At 42.9% G+C, this 17,987-nt stretch carries 10 protein-coding genes; 4 read left to right on the top strand and 6 right to left on the bottom strand.

Going from position 1 to position 17,987, the window contains the following annotated elements; all coding sequences use genetic code 11:
* From NPUN_RS09145 to NPUN_RS09135, 3 genes are all read left to right on the top strand, one after another.
* Complete coding sequence (locus tag NPUN_RS09145) at positions 1-2,244, top strand: NHLP family bacteriocin export ABC transporter peptidase/permease/ATPase subunit (RefSeq protein WP_012408483.1); 2,244 nt, start codon at positions 1-3, stop codon at positions 2,242-2,244.
* A gap of 201 nt (positions 2,245-2,445) precedes the next feature.
* Entirely contained in the window at positions 2,446-5,373 is a 2,928-nt protein-coding gene (locus NPUN_RS09140) for an NHLP bacteriocin export ABC transporter permease/ATPase subunit (RefSeq protein ID WP_012408482.1), read from the top strand.
* 26 nt (positions 5,374-5,399) lie between these two features.
* Positions 5,400-5,996: a DUF3455 domain-containing protein gene (locus NPUN_RS09135; protein ID WP_012408481.1), complete on the top strand. Its 597-nt coding sequence runs from the start codon at positions 5,400-5,402 to the stop codon at positions 5,994-5,996.
* 386 nt (positions 5,997-6,382) lie between these two features.
* Here the strand turns inward: NPUN_RS09135 and NPUN_RS09130 are convergent, their stop codons facing one another.
* Positions 6,383-7,081 carry a response regulator transcription factor gene (locus NPUN_RS09130; RefSeq protein ID WP_012408480.1) on the bottom strand — a complete coding sequence of 233 codons (699 nt, stop codon included), beginning with the start codon at positions 7,079-7,081 and terminating at the stop codon, positions 6,383-6,385.
* A gap of 247 nt (positions 7,082-7,328) precedes the next feature.
* Positions 7,329-8,444 carry an ATP-binding response regulator gene (locus NPUN_RS09125; RefSeq protein ID WP_012408479.1) on the bottom strand — a complete coding sequence of 372 codons (1,116 nt, stop codon included), beginning with the start codon at positions 8,442-8,444 and terminating at the stop codon, positions 7,329-7,331.
* Between the two features lie 885 nt (positions 8,445-9,329).
* Here NPUN_RS09125 and NPUN_RS09120 point away from each other — a divergent pair.
* A complete protein-coding gene (locus NPUN_RS09120; protein ID WP_012408478.1) occupies positions 9,330-12,626 on the top strand; it encodes an ATP-binding protein in 3,297 nt (1,098 codons plus the stop codon).
* Between the two features lie 329 nt (positions 12,627-12,955).
* Here the strand turns inward: NPUN_RS09120 and NPUN_RS09115 are convergent, their stop codons facing one another.
* The 4 genes from NPUN_RS09115 to NPUN_RS09100 all read right to left on the bottom strand — a co-directional run bounded on the left by NPUN_RS09115 (position 12,956) and on the right by NPUN_RS09100 (position 17,975).
* Entirely contained in the window at positions 12,956-13,717 is a 762-nt protein-coding gene (locus NPUN_RS09115) for an alpha/beta hydrolase (RefSeq protein ID WP_012408477.1), read from the bottom strand.
* 263 nt (positions 13,718-13,980) lie between these two features.
* The gene (locus NPUN_RS09110; RefSeq protein ID WP_012408476.1) at positions 13,981-14,439 is read right to left on the bottom strand and encodes a cupin domain-containing protein; all 459 of its coding nucleotides are present in this window, start codon (positions 14,437-14,439) and stop codon (positions 13,981-13,983) included.
* A 125-nt stretch (positions 14,440-14,564) separates the two neighbouring features.
* The gene (locus NPUN_RS09105) at positions 14,565-16,961 is read right to left on the bottom strand and encodes a glycoside hydrolase family 15 protein (protein WP_012408475.1); all 2,397 of its coding nucleotides are present in this window, start codon (positions 16,959-16,961) and stop codon (positions 14,565-14,567) included.
* Positions 16,962-17,036: 75 nt separating this feature from the next.
* Positions 17,037-17,975 carry a cation diffusion facilitator family transporter gene (locus tag NPUN_RS09100; RefSeq protein ID WP_012408474.1) on the bottom strand — a complete coding sequence of 313 codons (939 nt, stop codon included), beginning with the start codon at positions 17,973-17,975 and terminating at the stop codon, positions 17,037-17,039.
* Between the last annotated feature and the right edge of the window lie 12 nt (positions 17,976-17,987).

The raw sequence follows: 17,987 nt of genomic DNA, 5'->3' as shown, positions 1-17,987 counted from the left end.
ATGCGGCAAATTCAATCACAAATTGGGCTTCGATTTAAAAAATTTCAACGGCTCTTCAGCCGTCCCGATCGCCGTCGTCGGACTCCCACCCTCTTACAAATGGAGGCAGTGGAATGCGGTGCAGCCGCACTGGGAATTATTTTAGGATACTATAATCGCATTGTACCCCTTGCAGAACTCCGTCAAGCTTGTGGTGTTTCCCGAGATGGCAGTAAAGCATCTAATATTCTCAATGCGGCTCGCAGCTATGGTTTGCAGGCAAAAGGCTTTAAGGTCGATTTAGCTGGGTTACGCAAACTGCAATGTCCTTATATTGTCTTTTGGAATTTCAACCATTTTCTAATAGTCGAAGGATTTGCCAAAGACAAAGTTTATCTTAACGATCCTGCCACCGGGCCGCGCACAGTTTCACTCCCAGAATTCGATCAGTCTTTTACCGGGGTAGTACTAGTTGGTGAACCGAGTGCAGAATTCCAGCCAGGAGGACGGAAACCGAGCCTGACATTATCCTTATGGGATCGATTGCAGAGTTCTCTAGGAGCATTGGTTTATTGTGTGATCGCTGGTTTGCTGTTAGTGATTCCCGGATTAGCCATCCCTGCGTTCTCCCAAGCCTTTGTTGATAATGTTTTGATTGAAGGCAGAAGTGATTGGTTGCGACCATTAATTTTAGGGATGATCCTCACAGCCATATTGAATGGTTTTTTAACATTGCTTCAGTTGCAATTTTTGCGACGCATGAAAATTAAGCTGGCTGTGGGGATGTCTAGCCGATTCTTGTGGCATATTCTCCGGCTGCCAGTGAGTTTTTACGATCAGCGATTTGCTGGTGAAATTAGTAGCCGTGTCCGCCTCAACGATAGCTTGGCGAATCTGCTCTCAGGAAGATTAGCGACGACAGTAATTTCAGCCTTCACCGTTATCTTTTATGCCGCAGTCATGTTGCAATATGATGTCGTTCTCACTGCGATCGGCATTGCCTTTGTAATCGTGAATGTCAGCGTGTGGCGATGGGTTTCACGGCAGCGCGTCGATGCCAACTTGCGATTAATGCAAGAACAAGGCAAAGTCAATGGAGTAGCGATTTCTGGACTGCAAAGTATGGAAACGCTCAAAGCATCCGGGCTAGAGTCAGAATTCTTTTCGCGCTGGGCAGGTTATTACGCTAAGGCAATTAATGCTCGGCAAGAAATGGATACGACTAATCAAAACCTAGGTGTATTGCCGTCATTTCTCACCTCCATTACATCCATGCTTTTGCTAGCGGTGGGAGGGCTACGGGTAATGGATGGTGTACTCAGTATTGGGATGCTCATTGCCTTTCAAGCCTTGATGCAAAGATTTTTAGAGCCTGTAAATAATCTGGTGAGTTTAGCGGGTGAACTCCAGGAAATGGAAGGCAATTTGGGTAGGTTAGATGATGTGTTACGCAATCCGATCGATCCTGCCGTAGAGCGAGACATTAGTATATCGCCAACTCAACTACCTGCCGCAAACGTTCGACTTCAGGGCTATGTTGAACTCCGTAATATCACCTTTGGCTATAACCGCTCTGCACCTCCCTTAATCGAAAATTTTAGTCTTTCACTTAAACCCGGTCAACGAGTTGCTTTAGTGGGTGGCAGTGGTTCGGGTAAGTCAACCGTCGCCAAGTTGGTGTGTGGATTATACGAACAGTGGGCGGGAGAGATTTTATTTGATGGTAAACCCAGAAAACATATTCCGCGATCGATTCTGACTAATTCAATTGCGCTTGTTGAGCAAGATATCTCACTATTTGCAGGCACTGTGCGCGACAATCTTACGCTTTGGGATTCGACTGTTCCTTTTAGTAACTTGGTTCGCGCTTGTAAAGATGCCGCTATTCAGGATGTAGTACTTTCCATGCCTGGAGGCTACAACGCTGACCTCGCAGAAGGGGCATCTAATTTGAGCGGTGGGCAGCGACAGCGATTAGAAATTGCCCGCACTTTAGTGAATAATCCGGCAATTTTGGTGATGGATGAAGCGACCAGTGCGCTTGATTCCGAGGCAGAAAAGACGATCGATCAGAGACTCCGGGAGCGTGGCTGTACTTGTGTAATTGTGGCGCATCGGTTAAGCACAATTCGGGATTGTGACGAAATTATTGTCTTCGATCGCGGCAAGGTGGTACAACGCGGTAGCCATGAAGAATTGCAGAAGGTTGAAGGTAAGTATTTGCAATTGATTCGCAGTGAAGGGGAAGCGGCTCAGGAGGAGTGATTAGAATTAAAAATTAAAAATCAAAAATTAAAAATTGCGGAAAGGTCAGAGTTAAATCTGTTGTTTCATTTTAGAGAGTTGGTGTTGATTAATGTTTGTCTGAAATTTTTAGCCGATCTCGGATGAGGCAAGAGGTAAGTATACACGTTAAATGTCAAAAATTATTCGATTTTATATTAATTTTAGGGAGCAGGAATATATATGTTAGATCAAATTCGCAGCGCTACCCTGCCGGGAGAGTACTATCACTTCAAAGGCAATGAGCCAATTATTCTCAATGACCCGAAGACGATTTGGATCGTAAAATCGGGTTCATTAGCGGTGTTTGCGATTCCGGTGAAAGAGGGAATTGCTGAGGGAAGTCGCCGCTATTTATTTACCACCCGAACTAGACAGGCAATGTTTGGCATCATTAGTGATTCTCAGCCGATACCGTATCAACTTCTGGCGGTGTCGATTGAAGAAACGGAACTTATGAAAGTTTCAAGGAAAGATTTTCGGGAATTTATTAGCGATCGCAATGGTGAAGCCGTAACTTTAATAGAGGGATGGATTGAGCAACTAGGATTGGCGCTGTCTTCTATTACTCCACCTGGACTGCCGTTTCAAGAAGAAGGGGTTCGCTATTTCTCACTCAGCAATGGTCAGATTTTCCAACCACAGCGAGAACTGGTATCCTGGGTGCAAATTCAGCGTGGTTATGCGGTTTGGATGGGGTTTGAGACACTCTTAGTCATGCCTCAATCAGGATTGGTGCCGTTGAGCGCAGATATGTGGTTTCAAGCTGAAGATACAACCGAGCTAGAAATCCTAACTACGTCTGAGATTGAGGATGGAAATACTCTGTTGAGGGGGATTTTCCAAATTCAAGTCTACTTTCTTCAGAGTCTTTTTCTTCTGGAACAGCAAGAAAAAGCGGTAGAATTAAACCGATTTCAAGAACGGCAACACCTCAACGATCATGTAATGAAGGAGACGCTGGGCGAGTTAGCCTCGTTGCTGCAATCTCCACAAATTGCCGCTTCTGCTCAAATTGAAGCCAATGATTTTGACCAAGCTTTGCTGATTGCTGCGGGTGCTGTGGGGCGAACTTTGGGTGTGACGATTCGACCACCAGCTAAGTCTGAAGACCTGAAACGAGTTCAAGATCCGCTACAAGCGATCGCTCGTGCTTCTCGTTTACGAACCCGAACGATCGCTTTACAAGGTCAATGGTGGAAGAAGGATTGCGGTGCAATGCTGGCTTACACGCTAGAAGATAACAATCCTGTGGCGCTGTTACCTGTGTCTGATACCCGCTATGAGATTTTTGATCCAATTAAGCGATCGCGCACTCCGGTTAATGCTAAAAGTGCGATTAAACTGGCGCTAACGGGCTATACCTTCTATCGCCCATTACCTGATAAAGTTCTCACCACCATCGATTTACTGAAATTTGCTCTCCAAGGACACTACAAGGAATTGTTGATTGTCTTGGCTGCGGGTATGGCGACGAGTTTATTAGGAATGATTGTCCCCCAAGCTATGGCCATCTTGATTGACAGTGCCATTCCTGATGCCAATCGCGGCTTATTAGTGCAAATTGCCTTAGCGCTGCTAGCAACTGCATTTGGTAGCACCTTGTTTCAACTTGCTCAAGGCTTTGCAATCATGCGCGTGGAAACCTTTGCCGATGCTTCCACCCAAGCAGCAGTCTGGGATCGGTTATTGAATCTAAAAGCATCATTCTTCCGTCAGTACTCAACTGGAGACTTAAATTCACGGGTAAGCGCCATTAGCCAAATCCGCCAAAAGCTTAGTAGCACGGTTCTTAGAAGTATTTTCACCAGTTTGTTCGCGTTTCTGAATTTAGGACTGCTTTTTTATTACAACGGTTCGCTAGCGTTAATTGCCACTCTTGTTGCTTTTGTCAACATTACTATTACTCTGGTTTCGGGAATTTACACTCTACGGAAGGTTCGTCCCTTACTAGAGTTACAAGGACAACTCTCAGGGGTAATGGTGCAGTTAATCAACGGCGTTAGCAAATTGCGAGTTGCAGGCGCAGAAGCCCGCGCCTTTGCTTTTTGGGGAAAACAGTATAGTCAGCAAATCAAATGGATGCTGAGTACCCAAGGCATTGAAGATGCTCTGGCTGTGATTAATAAAATCTTGCCTGTATTGACTACAGCAATCCTCTTCTGGTTCGCCAGCAGTTTACTTCAGCAAGCCAATTCCCCAGAAGGTGGTTTATCTACAGGTGTATTTTTAGCATTTAATGCAGCATTTGGCACATTTATCGGTGGAGCTACCAGTCTCAGCGGCACGATTATAGATGTCTTGCAAGTGGTTCCTTTGTGGGAACGAGCGCAGCCGATTCTGGAATCCAAACCGGAAGTTGACTCGGAAAAAACCGATCCAGGTCGGCTTTCTGGACGATTGGTTGTGGATCATGTGATTTTCCGGTATCGAGATGACGGGCCTTTGACATTGGATGATGTTAGCATTCATGCGGAAGCTGGGGAATTTATCGCTTTTGTCGGAGCTTCGGGGAGTGGAAAATCAACCCTGTTCCGATTATTACTGGGGTTTGATGTCCCGGAATCTGGCACGATTTATTACGACGGACAAGATTTAACCGGGTTAGATATTCATGCAATGCGTCGGCAACTAGGAGTTGTGATGCAAAATAGCCGATTGACATCTGCATCGATCTTTGAGAATATCGCCAGTGGAGCGATGATCTCAATGGATGAAGCGTGGGAAGCCGCGCGGATGGCTGGCTTTGCTGAAGATGTCGAATCGATGCCAATGGGAATGCACACGGTAATTAGTGAAGGAGGAACTAATATCTCTGGAGGGCAACGCCAGCGATTATTGATTGCCCGATCGCTAGTATTAAAACCCAAAATCTTGTTATTTGATGAAGCCACCAGTGCCTTAGATAACCGCACCCAAGCGATCGTCAGTCAAAGTTTAGAGCGTTTGAAGGTGACACGAATTGCGATCGCTCACCGTCTGAGTACCATTCGCAACGCCGATCGCATCTATGTATTCGAGAATGGTCGTGTAGTCCAAGAAGGCAGTTTTGATCAACTCGCTAATCAACCAGGATTGTTTGCCCAACTGATGGCGCGACAAAAGCTTTAAAATCACAAGTGAAGGAGATAACTACTATGTCACCTACTTTTTGTAAAATTATTCAGCTAAATTGCAGCCTCGTTGTTTCGCTGCTGATGCTGAATGGGTGGGGCGTTTCTGTAAAAACTGCGATCGCAGGAACTATGGAGCCTGCCCAACGCATAGCGGATGTAGCTGCGATCCCTGCTACTATAAAAGTCCCAAATGGTGAGCAACTTCTTTTAAAAGCATCTGCCAAGGGTTCACAAATCTATATCTGCAAACCGAAATCAGAATCTCCTGAGCAATATGAATGGACGCTTAAGGCTCCCGATGCCGTGTTACTAGATGAGCAAGGGCAAGATTTGGGCAAGCATTATGCAGGCCCCACCTGGGAAGCCAAAGACGGTAGCAAAGTTTTAGGGAAATTGAAATCTAAGGTAAATGCACCAGAAGACGATGCCATTCCCTGGCTATTATTAGAAGCGCAATCTCATGAGGGAAATGGTCTCTTCCACCAAGTAAATTGGGTTCAACGGATCAATACAGTTGGTGGAAAAGCTCCTGTTCAAGGGTGTGATAAATCATCCGAAAATCGAGAAACTAGCGTAAATTACACGGCTGATTACCTATTTTATAAGATTAAGCAATAAATATTAACAAACAAGATAAAAATCTCCTTGTTGAGATATTTTATATAAGAATTTCAGACTAGCCTTTTCAAGGTGACTCGTAAAATCTCTTTTTTCTCTCTGCGCTACGCCAGTTGCTACTCGGGGAACCCGCCCAACGTACTGGCTTCTCTGTGCCTCTGCGGTTTAAAAATAATTTATTTAACCACAGAGACAAGGCAGCGCGGTCTTCTCCCAAAGGGAGAGGCTAACGCCTTCGTGGAGCGTCTCGTAGAGAAGGGGGTTTCCCCCATGAGCGACTGCCGCGCAGAGAACACAGAGTCAAGAGATTGAAGAGGAATTTTTTGACCAAAATTTTTACCCACTTTGAAAGAGCTAGTCCTAGAATTGTTTTATCGCCCTCTGGTTTATTCGGGTAGCTTCCCGGCTAGTTTTTTTTCTTGATTGAGAACAGAATTTGCATAGATTGCCAGTTGCGATCGATTTTTGAGATTGAGGCGGCTTAAAATACTCGTCACATGAGTTTTTACCGTTCCTTCGGTAATATAAAGTTGTTGGGCAATTTCGCGGTTCGTTGCACCAACACCAATCAAACATAAAACCTCTTGTTCTCGTGCGGTAATTTCCGATGGCTTTGATGAAGCGGAATTTTGGTTAGCTGAAGCTGAAGCTGCTTCTGTAACTAATAATTTATCAAATAACCCCGGCCCAAATTGAGTATAGCCAGAATGCCCAAAGCGAATTGCATCTGCTAGCTCACTTGAAGGCATATCTTTAAGCAAATATCCTTTTGCACCTGCACGCATTGCCCCTGTTAGATAAGAATCATCATCAAATGTACTCAAGACGAGAACTTTGATATTAGGAAAGCTTTGCATAATCAGTTTTGTTGCAGTTCGCCCATCCATTTCTGGCATCCGAATATCCATTAGCACCACATCGGGCTGAAGTTCTGCAACAAGCTCTAGAGCAACTTTACCATTCTCAGCATCACCGACCACTTCCAAATCAGGTTCCTGTTCTAGCATTGCTTTCAGTCCCTGACGAATGAGGCTCTGATCGTCAACGATTAACAGGCGAATAGGAGAGGATTTATCATTTTTCATGGTAATTATCTCTTTCTAGTTTTGATGAACGATCAATAGATATCTCCAAAAATTCATGAAGGATTAACTGAAACCCTTGGAGAAAGGTTACAACATTTAACAATTGGGCATTGGGACTGGTTAAGGATCTGCGGGTTAATAGTGTACCAACCAGTCGAAACTCGGTTTACTGGTACTTTATTTTCACGCAAGTCCCTTATTAATTCTTCTCCCCCTGTCTCCCCTGCCTCCCCTGCCCCCTGGCCCCTTATTCCCCTCCTCCCTCATCTCTGGGAAAGTTAGCAACAATCCGACAACCAGCGCCCGGTTTACTGACAATTTCTAGCTGGGCATTTACTGTAGCCATTCGTTCTCGCATTCCCTGGAGTCCGTATCCGGCAACGGATTGATCGCATTCAAAGCCTTTACCGTTATCTTGGAGTATCAACGATAGCCCCGCCGCCGTTGTTTGAATTCTAATTTGAACAGCTGTGGCATTGGCGTGTTTATAAATATTGGTTAGCCCTTCTTGGATAATGCGATACACAACATGATTTACTGAATCGGAAAGCGGTTGTGATAAATCAATTTTGCAGTATGGTAAGACATCGGTGAGGTGATAGAATTCCTCTGCAAGGTTAGCGATCGCATTTTCGAGTAATTGTCCGTGGAGTGGATCGGAGCGAATTGCCGAAACTGATTCCCGCACCTCTTGCAGGGCTTCAGAACCCAATTTTTTCGCTGCTAATAAAAACGATCGCGCCCGATTAAGATCGGTTTCCCAAAGGGTTAATGCTGTTTCCATTTGCACATTTAGCGCTACGAGAGAATGTCCTAGAGAGTCGTGGATGTCACGCGCAATGCGATTGCGTTCTTCTAGCGCCACCATTTCCTCGATGCGCTGATTCAGCGCTTTTTGATGATCGAGCGATCGCCTTAATTCTGCTTCTGTCTCCTGCAAGCGGCGATTTTGCTCCTGGAGTTGCATTTGTAAGCGACAAAGTTTGAGTTGATGCTCCATCCGGGCAACCACCTCTTCAATCTGAAAAGGTTTGTTAATAAAATCAACGCCTCCAACCGAAAAGGCTTTCACTTTATCAAATACCTCATTCAAAGCACTAATAAAAATGACAGGAATCTCTTGTGTTTGAGGATTAGATTTGAGTCGCTGACATACTTCATAGCCGTTCATCCCGGGCATGGTAATATCGAGCAGAATCAAATCTGGAGGTTGAGCTTGTATACCAATTAACGCCATAGAACCATTGGTAACACTCCTCACTTCGTATCCTTGCTCGGTAAGCATTGCTGATAAAAGGCGAAGATTATCCAGAGTGTCATCAACTATGAGAATATCTCCCTTGGATGATTGGCTTAATTCCATACTTCTCAAAGGGCTAAGAGAGTCGTTAATTATCAAGCTACTGGTAACGTAATGTAAATAGATTATGGATTAGAAGTGATAATAAATTCCATTCATGTAACAAATCTATTGATGATACTTGTAATTTCCAAGGCACTGATAAATTTACATTTATTTATAATATTGTTTGATATCCGTTTAGCTACTTAAGTCCTTTTTATTGGCAGTAATTAAAAGTAAATTGAGTACGTAAAAATTTTTCCTTTTAATTATTTTAAATAATTTTTTTACAATTTAAATCAAGTTAGAAACTTATTGTTAGCCGTTTTTTAGCTTGATTTTTCAAGATTGAGTAGCTAGGCAGTGTGCCAGAGTTAGCTCGGTACAAGCAAGCTACGTGTAGCGTTTCCTAAAGGAGAAGGACTTAGGAGATTTTGAACTTTTAAAAAGTTGAAGAAGAATTCAGAAGTCAGAATTCAGGAGTCAGAATGAAGACGCTCGCTCTTAGCGTCTCCCCTTGGGAGAAGACTCGCTATCAGTGGGGGATTTAGAACTGCCACTGAATTGTTGCACCACTAAATATGCAGATTTAGTGGGGGTCTTAAAGCCCTGGATTCATCCACCAGTGATGCACTGAGTTTCGGCTACGCTCAACTACCGTCGATCGTTGTGTCGCACAAAATACCTTTCCTGTATTCTGGCGACTGACGCATGTATTCTGTTTCGATAAATTCAAACTCTCACATAATAGGGTGATGTATTAGTTTTCAATATTACCCAAGAGGGTAATATCATCTGAGAGAGTTAATCTTCTATAATTATGCCAAATAGAATTCATCAAAATTAAGAGGTTTCTGTGTAAATATTATTACCCCAACATTGCTGTTTAATTTCAGGAATTCGGATATGCCTTCTTTCACCCTTCAACTTTCAAAGCTGACTAAAAATGTGCAGTTGCGCCACATTCTTGTAGTGCCGTTTGTACTGCAAATTTCTCTAGCCGTAGGGCTAACTGGGTGGCTATCAATACACAATGGGCAACGAGCAGTCAATGAAGTTGCAATCCAACTCCGAAATGAAATCACAGCTCGAATTCAGCAGTACCTAAAGGTATATGTTGAAACGCCTCATAAAATCAATCAACTAAATGCTAATGCCATTAAGCTGGGTGAACTTAATATTCAAAAATTATCAACATTAGAGCAACACCTTTGGTATCAACTGAAAACGTTTGACACAGTAACAGCAGTTTACGTTGGGTCAGAATATGGTGAACACGTTGCGGTTCAAAGGGCGGATGATGGTCAGTTTGAGGTGAAACTTTCAGGTAAGTCCACTGGGAATGAAATTCGGATTTACGCCGCAGACCAACCAGGACATTACACTCAACTTTTAAGATCCAAACCTAATTACGATCCGCGAACTCGTCCGTGGTATCAATCGGCAGTTAAGTCTAAGACAGCTAGCTGGGGTGGAATTTATAAACTGTTTACCACACCCAAATATGTGCTAAATGCCAGCTTGCCGATCTATGATGATGGTGGCAATCTGCTCGGCGTTGCTGCTGTCGATTTTTCACTGACTGGGATTAGTCAATATCTGCGGACTCTCAAAATCGGGCGAACGGGTGAAACTTTCATCCTAGAACGCCAGACAGGATTACTGGTTGGGAGTTCTGCCACTCAACAACCCTACATAATTGCAAATTCGACAGCCCCAATCATAGATCAGAATCCGGTTCGAGTTCAGGCGATCGCCAGTAGTGATATTTTGACGCGGCGCACTGCTGATTTTTTGCAGCAACACTTTGTAGACTTAACCCAGATTACCGAAAAACAACAACTAGATTTTGACATTGAGGGTCAACGGCAATTTTTACAAATTGTACCGATGAAGCAGCAGGGATTAGACTGGCTAATCGTCGTAGTTGTCCCAGAACGGGATTTCATGGATCAAATTAATGCGAATACCCGTTCCACAATTTTACTTTGTCTATGTGCCTTTGCACTTGCAACTGGATTGGGCATTCTTACCGCTCACTGGATTACACAGCCAATTCTCCGACTGGGAAGTACAGCCAAAGCGATCGCCGCCGGAAACTTAGACCAAAAGGTTTCTGTGAACAGTACAACCGAGCTAAACTCTTTGGCGGAGTCTTTTAACCTTATGGCCCATCAGTTGCGTGAATCCTTTTTAGCCCTAGCACGAACCAACGAGGAATTAGAAAGCCGAGTCACGCAACGCACCACAGAACTCGGTGAGAAAAATGCCCAACTTCAGAGGGAAATTCGCGTTAGCGAAGCTGCCCAAAGGGGTCGCCGACAAGTAGAAGAAGCACTAAAAACATCCGAAGCAGAACTCCGGTTAATGTTCGCTGCTATGACTGATATGGTAGTGGTTTTTGATGCAGAGGGACGTTACCAAAAGTATGTGCAAACAAAGTATGTGCTAACACAATCCTTCGCTTATAAGCCTGATATGGATCGCATTGGCAAAAAAGTTGATGAGGTTTTACCAAAAGAAATCGCCAATTTAATACTCGATGCCATTCAGCAAGCGTTGCATCTGAGAGAAGAACCCAGAAACCCGGATGGAAGTCGCAAAAATGTTTTTGTTGAATACCACTTATCAAACAAGAATCGAGAAACTTGGTTTTTAGCTAGTGTTTCGCCATTATCTGACAATACAGTTCTTTGGGTGGCTCGTGATATCACCAAGCTGAAAAAAACCGAAGCCGCGCTCAAGCAAGCCAAAGAAACCGCAGATGCTGCCAACCTCGCCAAAAGCCAGTTCCTCTCTAATATGAGCCATGAACTGCGGACTCCTCTTAACATCATCCTTGGCTTTACCCAACTGCTGCTGCGAAATCGATCGCTCAACTCACAGCAACAAGAATATCTTGACACGATCAACCGCAGTGGCGAAGACTTACTGACCTTAATCAATGATGTATTGGAAATGTCCAAAATTGAAGCAGGTCGAGTTATCCTCAGCGAAACAAATTTTGACCTCTACGGGCTTTTGGATCGTCTGCAACAGATGTTTGCATTGAAAGCCCAGTCGAGAGGATTACAACTCATTTTGGAGCGATCGCCAACCATCCCCCAATACATCTGTGCCGATGAGAGTAAATTACGCCAAGTTCTAGTTAATCTATTAGGAAACGCAATTAAGTTTACGCGCATCGGTCAAGTAACCTTGCGGGTAGAAACTCCTAACCAAAACATCACACCAGATGAACCCATCACCCTGAACTTCAGCGTCGAAGATACGGGTTGCGGCATTGCTGATTCTGACTTCAATCGTCTATTTGAGCCATTTGTCCAAACAGAGGCGGGACAAAAAGCTCAGGAAGGTACTGGACTTGGATTACCCATCAGCCAGCGATTTGTGCAACTCATGGGCGGAGATATCAGGGTGAATAGCACGCTAGGAAAAGGCTCAATTTTTACCTTTGATATCCGAACTCGTGCAGTAATTATGGATACCTTGCCAACGCCTGCACCAAGTCGGCAAGTTATCGGTTTAGAAAAGGGACAACCCAGCTATCGCATTCTGATTGTTGAGGATAAACTAGAAAATCGGCAGCTTCTAGTTGAGTTGTTAACACCCGTTGGCTTTGAGGTACGGGAAGCGGTAAATGGTCAAGCTGCGATCGAACTTTGGCAAAATTGGTCGCCTCACCTCATTTGGATGGATCTACGGATGCCAATTATGAACGGATTTGAGGCAACCAAACATATTAAAGCAGCAGGCGCTCAAACCCCAGTTATCATTGCATTGACCGGAAGCGCATTTGAGGAAGACCGCTTAACAGCACTGTCCGTAGGTTTTGATGACTTTGTGCGTAAGCCATTTCGGACGACCATAATTTTTGAAAAGATGGCTGAATATTTGGGTGTTCGTTATGTATATGCTGATGAACGAGAAAAGCAGGAAAAAGCATCTTGGCCTTCTAACGCTTCATTCATCACACCTAAATTAACGGTTGCAGATTTAAGCGTCATGCCTAGCGACTGGATTGAGCAACTGCATCAGGCAGCGCTCCGAATAAATGCTAAAGAAATTCTTATGCTGATTAAACAAATTCCTGAGCAGCACGCTCATCTGATCGTGGCACTAACCAATCTCGTAGACTGCTTCTGCTTTGAAGAAATTATTGCATTAGGGACTACCCAAAAAATAAATGATCCAAAAATGTAGATGCATAAAACGCGTTGGCTTCATCTTTATTAGAAGTTATTTATATTTTTTTAGTTCTTCAGATGTCAGAGATGTAATTAGACTTAACGGTAGTGGCTGTTGACTAATTTTATTAACGTATCCTGTACTCAAGTATGGAAGGTAACTTGGCTGTCCAGCAATATACGTTTCAAAGAAAGGAACACTTAAAGCTTTAACATAGCGACGTGCTAAACCTGGACTTGAACCGACTGCTTGCGTAGGAATAGGAATACTTGCATTGGGTGATTCGGCAATTGTAGAAAAGTGTGTCCCGCCATTGATAAGTGTTAAATATTTGTTTGAAGTTTTTAACCATGCGAAATAACAATTATCTTTCGAGGAGTTGGAGCAACTGGGAGGTAAATATCAGCTAAGAACCTTCGATTACGTGAAAGGTCATTAAGGGTAATAGTTTGCTTTAAGAAACGAAAACTTCCCGTTTTTCCTAAGTCCATCAATGGAATAGAATCAAGCTTAGAAACAGTGATTACATTTTGTTGAGATTCTTCGTTAATAAGTGTTACTGCATTTTGAGTTTGATTTACTAAATCTTGTAATGTCTCTGCTATTTCTAAAGTCTGGTTTAAGTTAATTGAAATTGAGCTTGCAGGAAACTTTTGTAATATATTTAAGAGGGTAAAATCTTTTTGATCTGCGGCTGATAAAATTAGTGCCGAGCGAATTGCATAAAAGCCTGACAATCTAGATTCTGTCTGAATAATTTTCCCCAATCTTTGTAATAATCGCTCACCAATTGGTGTATAAAGGAACTGCGAAATTTCTACTTCATTTAAGGGAATGCGAGTTAGTAAAACTTTCCGCAGTTGAGTTAGTTGTTTTTTGTCTACATACTTACTATATCCAGCAAAATCATCATCTACATTGCCTGTTCTAGCATAGTTTTCAAGCGAACTAATGGGGATAGACCTTTCTAAAACACCATAATTAAATTTTAGGCGCTCTGCACCGAAAGCGGGATAAGTAGTTAGTGTAGGCAGCAACGCTATACTAAAAATTCTCAAAGCCAATTTCTGCCAAACAGTTTGTTTACCAATAAGATTATGAGTCATTACACAACACTTGAGATACTACATTCATTACGCAACGAGAAAATTAGCCGATCGTAAAATTTGATATCGTGGAGGAAAATTTTCTATAATTTTTAGCACCAAGCAACTACCGAATGATTCCCCACAGAAGTAAACAAACTTTTTAACCAGATGATGGTTAGTAGCGATCGCTGTTGCTAGTACAACACGGCGGAAAACCACCCCTTCTAAATCAATGAAATGCTTACACTGTATTAATTTTTAATTCCGCCTTGCGGTACTAGTTAACTAAATCGACAAAATTGCTCGAAAGTCGGATTTTCTTCAAGTTGCACCATTATCAGAACAGCTGGCGCATCACCTACTGTTCCAGATAAGTGACCTTTATTACCTTGCGCGTCCGCCTTCGTGCCTTGGTCTTCTCCAAATGAAATCTCACCAGGGCCCATCTCTACTCGCTGCCCGTCCATAGTCTCTACAAACCAGCGTCCCGACAAAGGGATGACCCACTGAGGCTTTGGGTTCTCATGCCAGTTGCCAACCCATCCCACGGGTAGCACAGTAAAGGTAATTGTGGCACCAGACTGCTTCAATTGAGAAAGCCACTGAGGTGAGGTATCAGGGGCTATGCCTTTCTCAATGAAGTCCTGAATTTGACAACGGGACTGGTGACTTATACCATCGCGGTCAGTCCAGACATGCCAGTAGTCAATTGTCGGCTTGTGTGATTGGTTATTCTGCATAAAAATGGCTCTCTTGAATTGTGGGTCGATCTCAGAAAAATTTAGAACTAATAAGTTAGTGGAAACAGAGGCGATCGCTATTTTAGGAATCTATATTAGATAATTATGTTTTCTGAAGAGATAAATTACTCAACTAAAACTGTATAATTTCGCTGTTCCCATTTGCTACTTTCAATCCAGAAAAAGGTAAAGTTTATTGGTTGTTGTTGGTTATTTGAAACAGAGATATCTACAAAGTCCACTCCTAATTTTGTGGAAGTAGAAGGCGTATCTTTTACGGTTTGCCAATCATCCTGCGACCAATGCAACCGAAAAGAAGCTAAAGCGTGAATTCGCAATGTATAACCTTTTTTAACTTTGTCTATTTGACGGTTAAACTTCCACATTTCCAATAATTTGCACTCTTGTCTTTCGCCTAAATAGCGATTCGCCACCTCTGGGATAAAATCAAATACCTGATTGTCATGATTTGAGCGTAGCAGCTTGATATACTCTGCGTGCGCCCACATTAAAGGCATGGCGGAACCTGTTGGTCTTCCTAAATACATGTGGCTTTCAGGTCTATCTGCTTCATCCCAAACCTGTTCTGGTAGCAAACAAGTGTCTGAAGCAAATCCTTCCATTGCCTTGATATATGTTTTGACATCGCCACCAACAGCTAATTCATAATGTCCCCTCTCTCCTGTCAAGAGAGGCCAAGCGCGTCCTTTACCCCAACCAGTGTAAGGACTACCGTCTTCTTGTTGTCCATAGCCGTCGTGGTTGTAACGATGCCAACAAGGCCCAACAGGTGTATTTACTTTCAAGACTGCATCAATTACTTTGACGGAATCAACAATAATCGGATCGTCAGGTTTACGAATTCCATAGCGTACTAGTTGCAAAAAGCCTGCATCCACAATTTCTTTCGCAGGAAATTCTGCTGGTTCACCAGGAGGTTGACTGCTGATCAAAAGAGTTCCCTGATTAGGATTTTCGTTGGGTTGAGGATTATTAATATCTGTAGGAGTAATGCGGATGTAATGCCGATTGATGCCAGGTACAAGAGTACCTTCGGTAGTAACTGTCCAAACTTCAACGTGACATTCTAAAAAATCGGCGTATTCTTCGATAAATTTTGCTGTTACTTCATCCCCACGTTCACGAACAAATTGAGCAGCACAGATTAAAGCGGCAATATTAGATGCCAGTGTAGAAGGTGAATAGCCGCTATTTTCTTCCCAGCGTTCTTGTTGGGTAGCCGGGCCGTGACGAATTAAATAACCTGCTGCCCGTAAAATCATGGGATAAATATCAAAGTTCAGTGGTATTTTTTGTTGGTGCAGTAGCCATGCTAGTAGAATAGGAAATCCCACTTCATCTAGTTGAATACCCTTCCAGTAAGGTTCCCCATTAACCCAGAAATTTTGGGCAAAACCGCCGTCTTCCTGCTGACTCGTGGCCAGATAAATGAGCGATCGCACTGCTGTTTCTGTCTCCCCAGCAGCCAATAAACCTGATACACTGCTAACCATATCCCGCGTCCAGACAAGGTGATATCCCCCTTGGTCTTGGTCGTCTTTGGCTTCACCCCAAGGAATTGCTAGGGAAGCAATTAAAGCACCTGGATAAGTTTTGTCTTCATGGGCCAAAAGCAGACTAATGCTGTGGTGATACAAGTTACCATCATCGAATGAAATATTTTCTAATGGCTTGATGCCCTGGCGCGATCGCTTCCACTGTTCGATATAATGTTGCTTCTGCTGTTGAAAAGGAATATTTAGCGACTGAAACAGTGTGGAAATTGCATTGTGCAGAGTTGTACCAAATGCCAGTCCCAAAGTGAACTCGTGACTCTCATCTAGATTTAGTTGTCCAGTCAAAGCAATGTTGCCATCCAAAGCACGGTCAAACTCCCAATCCATCTGGAAATTATCAGCTAAATCTGTCCACCCATCACTTTGACCGACGTAACCACAGGAAAGACGGCTGAAGGGAACCGTTGCACCTAGCACCATCCATCTTCCTGCTTTCTCGGCCGTTAGAATCTGATGTCCAGCAACTTCTATGACGTAACCATTGTTACCTCTGCCGCCAACTTCCAAATGTGGCGCACACAAAGCGTATAGCTGGAGTTGCGAGATAAACTCGCGCTCTCCTATTAACTTTGTATGTTGTAAAATACAGGATAAATGGGGGTCAGCAATCACTTCTTTGATCGCAGCATAACGCCCTTGTGGATCGGAATTAGTGACGCGATATCCTAAACCATGAGTCCACATCTGTTCAACTTTTGATTCGAGATGCCGTTTCTCCTCATGGAAAAAGCTTTTGCCATCAGAAATTAGATATTGCAAATCTCGAATTTGGGGTTTGTCTACTGTGGGGTGGTAGACTTCTGTCACAACACCGTTGCAAACAGTAAACCAAACGCGACTAGAGGTAAAATAAGCTGTTCCGACTGCATCCTTATTGGCATGAGTCCATCGAGGATCGATGCCGGGTGAGCCAAAAGCCTGTTCTTGACCAATAATCTTTACCATAATTTATTGTGCCGATAAGCTTTGAGTGCTATTTGGAAATGCTGTAGTTGATATTTATCGAAACAAAATTGTCCTTCAATTGAAAGGTTGAGAATATTTGCGAGTAGCAGCTAAAGACTTTGCTTCAATAAAAATTTGTTTTATTTCAGGATGTTTCTGGCGAATTTTTATTTCTAAACGTTCTACAGTTAATGCTATTTCCTCGCCTGTGAGATTTTTAGAAAACTGGATTTCCAAGTTGAGTAATACTTCCTGTGGAGCAAGTTGCATTGTTAGCACCCGAATAACTTCTTGTACCCCTGGTTCTGTTTTTGATAAAGAACGGATATTAGCTATAGTTTGAGGATTAGCACTTTCACCAACTAATAATCCTTTACTTTCTCTAGCTAGTAGTACTGCTACTATAGACAAGATAATACCAATAATAATAGAGGCGATACCATCAAAATAAATATTATTAAATAAATCTCCTAAGAAAATTCCGATTAAGGCCACAACTAAGCCTAGAATTGCGGCAGTATCCTCAAATAATACTGTAAATACTGTTGGGTCTTTACTGTTTTTGATTGCTTGCCAAAAATTTTGCTTACCCTTAGTCGGCAAAAATTCTTTTAAAGCTACAGTCCAAGAAAAACCTTCTAATATTATTGCTATACTCAATACAATATAATTCCATATTGGATCTTCTAAAGGGCTAGGGTTAATTAAATGAGTAATTCCTTCATAAATTGACATCCCGCCACCAATTGCAAAGATCAGGATAGCAACGATAAAAGTCCAGAAATAAAGTTCTTGACCGTATCCAAAGGGATGACTATCATCTGCTGGTTTTTGACTTCTGTGCAGTCCTAGCAAAAGTACAAGTTGGTCGCCTGTATCTACAACTGAATGAATCCCCTCAGAAATCATAGCGGAACTGCCAGTAATGGAGGCGGCAATAAATTTAGTAATTGCGATCGCTAAGTTAGCGCCCATCGCCGCATATATAGTTTTATTAGATGAATTATTTGCCATAAGAGTAAATAA

The organism is Nostoc punctiforme PCC 73102 (assembly GCF_000020025.1).
Classification (GTDB): Bacteria; Cyanobacteriota; Cyanobacteriia; order Cyanobacteriales; family Nostocaceae; genus Nostoc; species Nostoc punctiforme.
The sequence above is the reverse complement of the archived record's forward strand: the minus strand, read 5'-3'. Positions and strand labels throughout refer to the sequence as shown.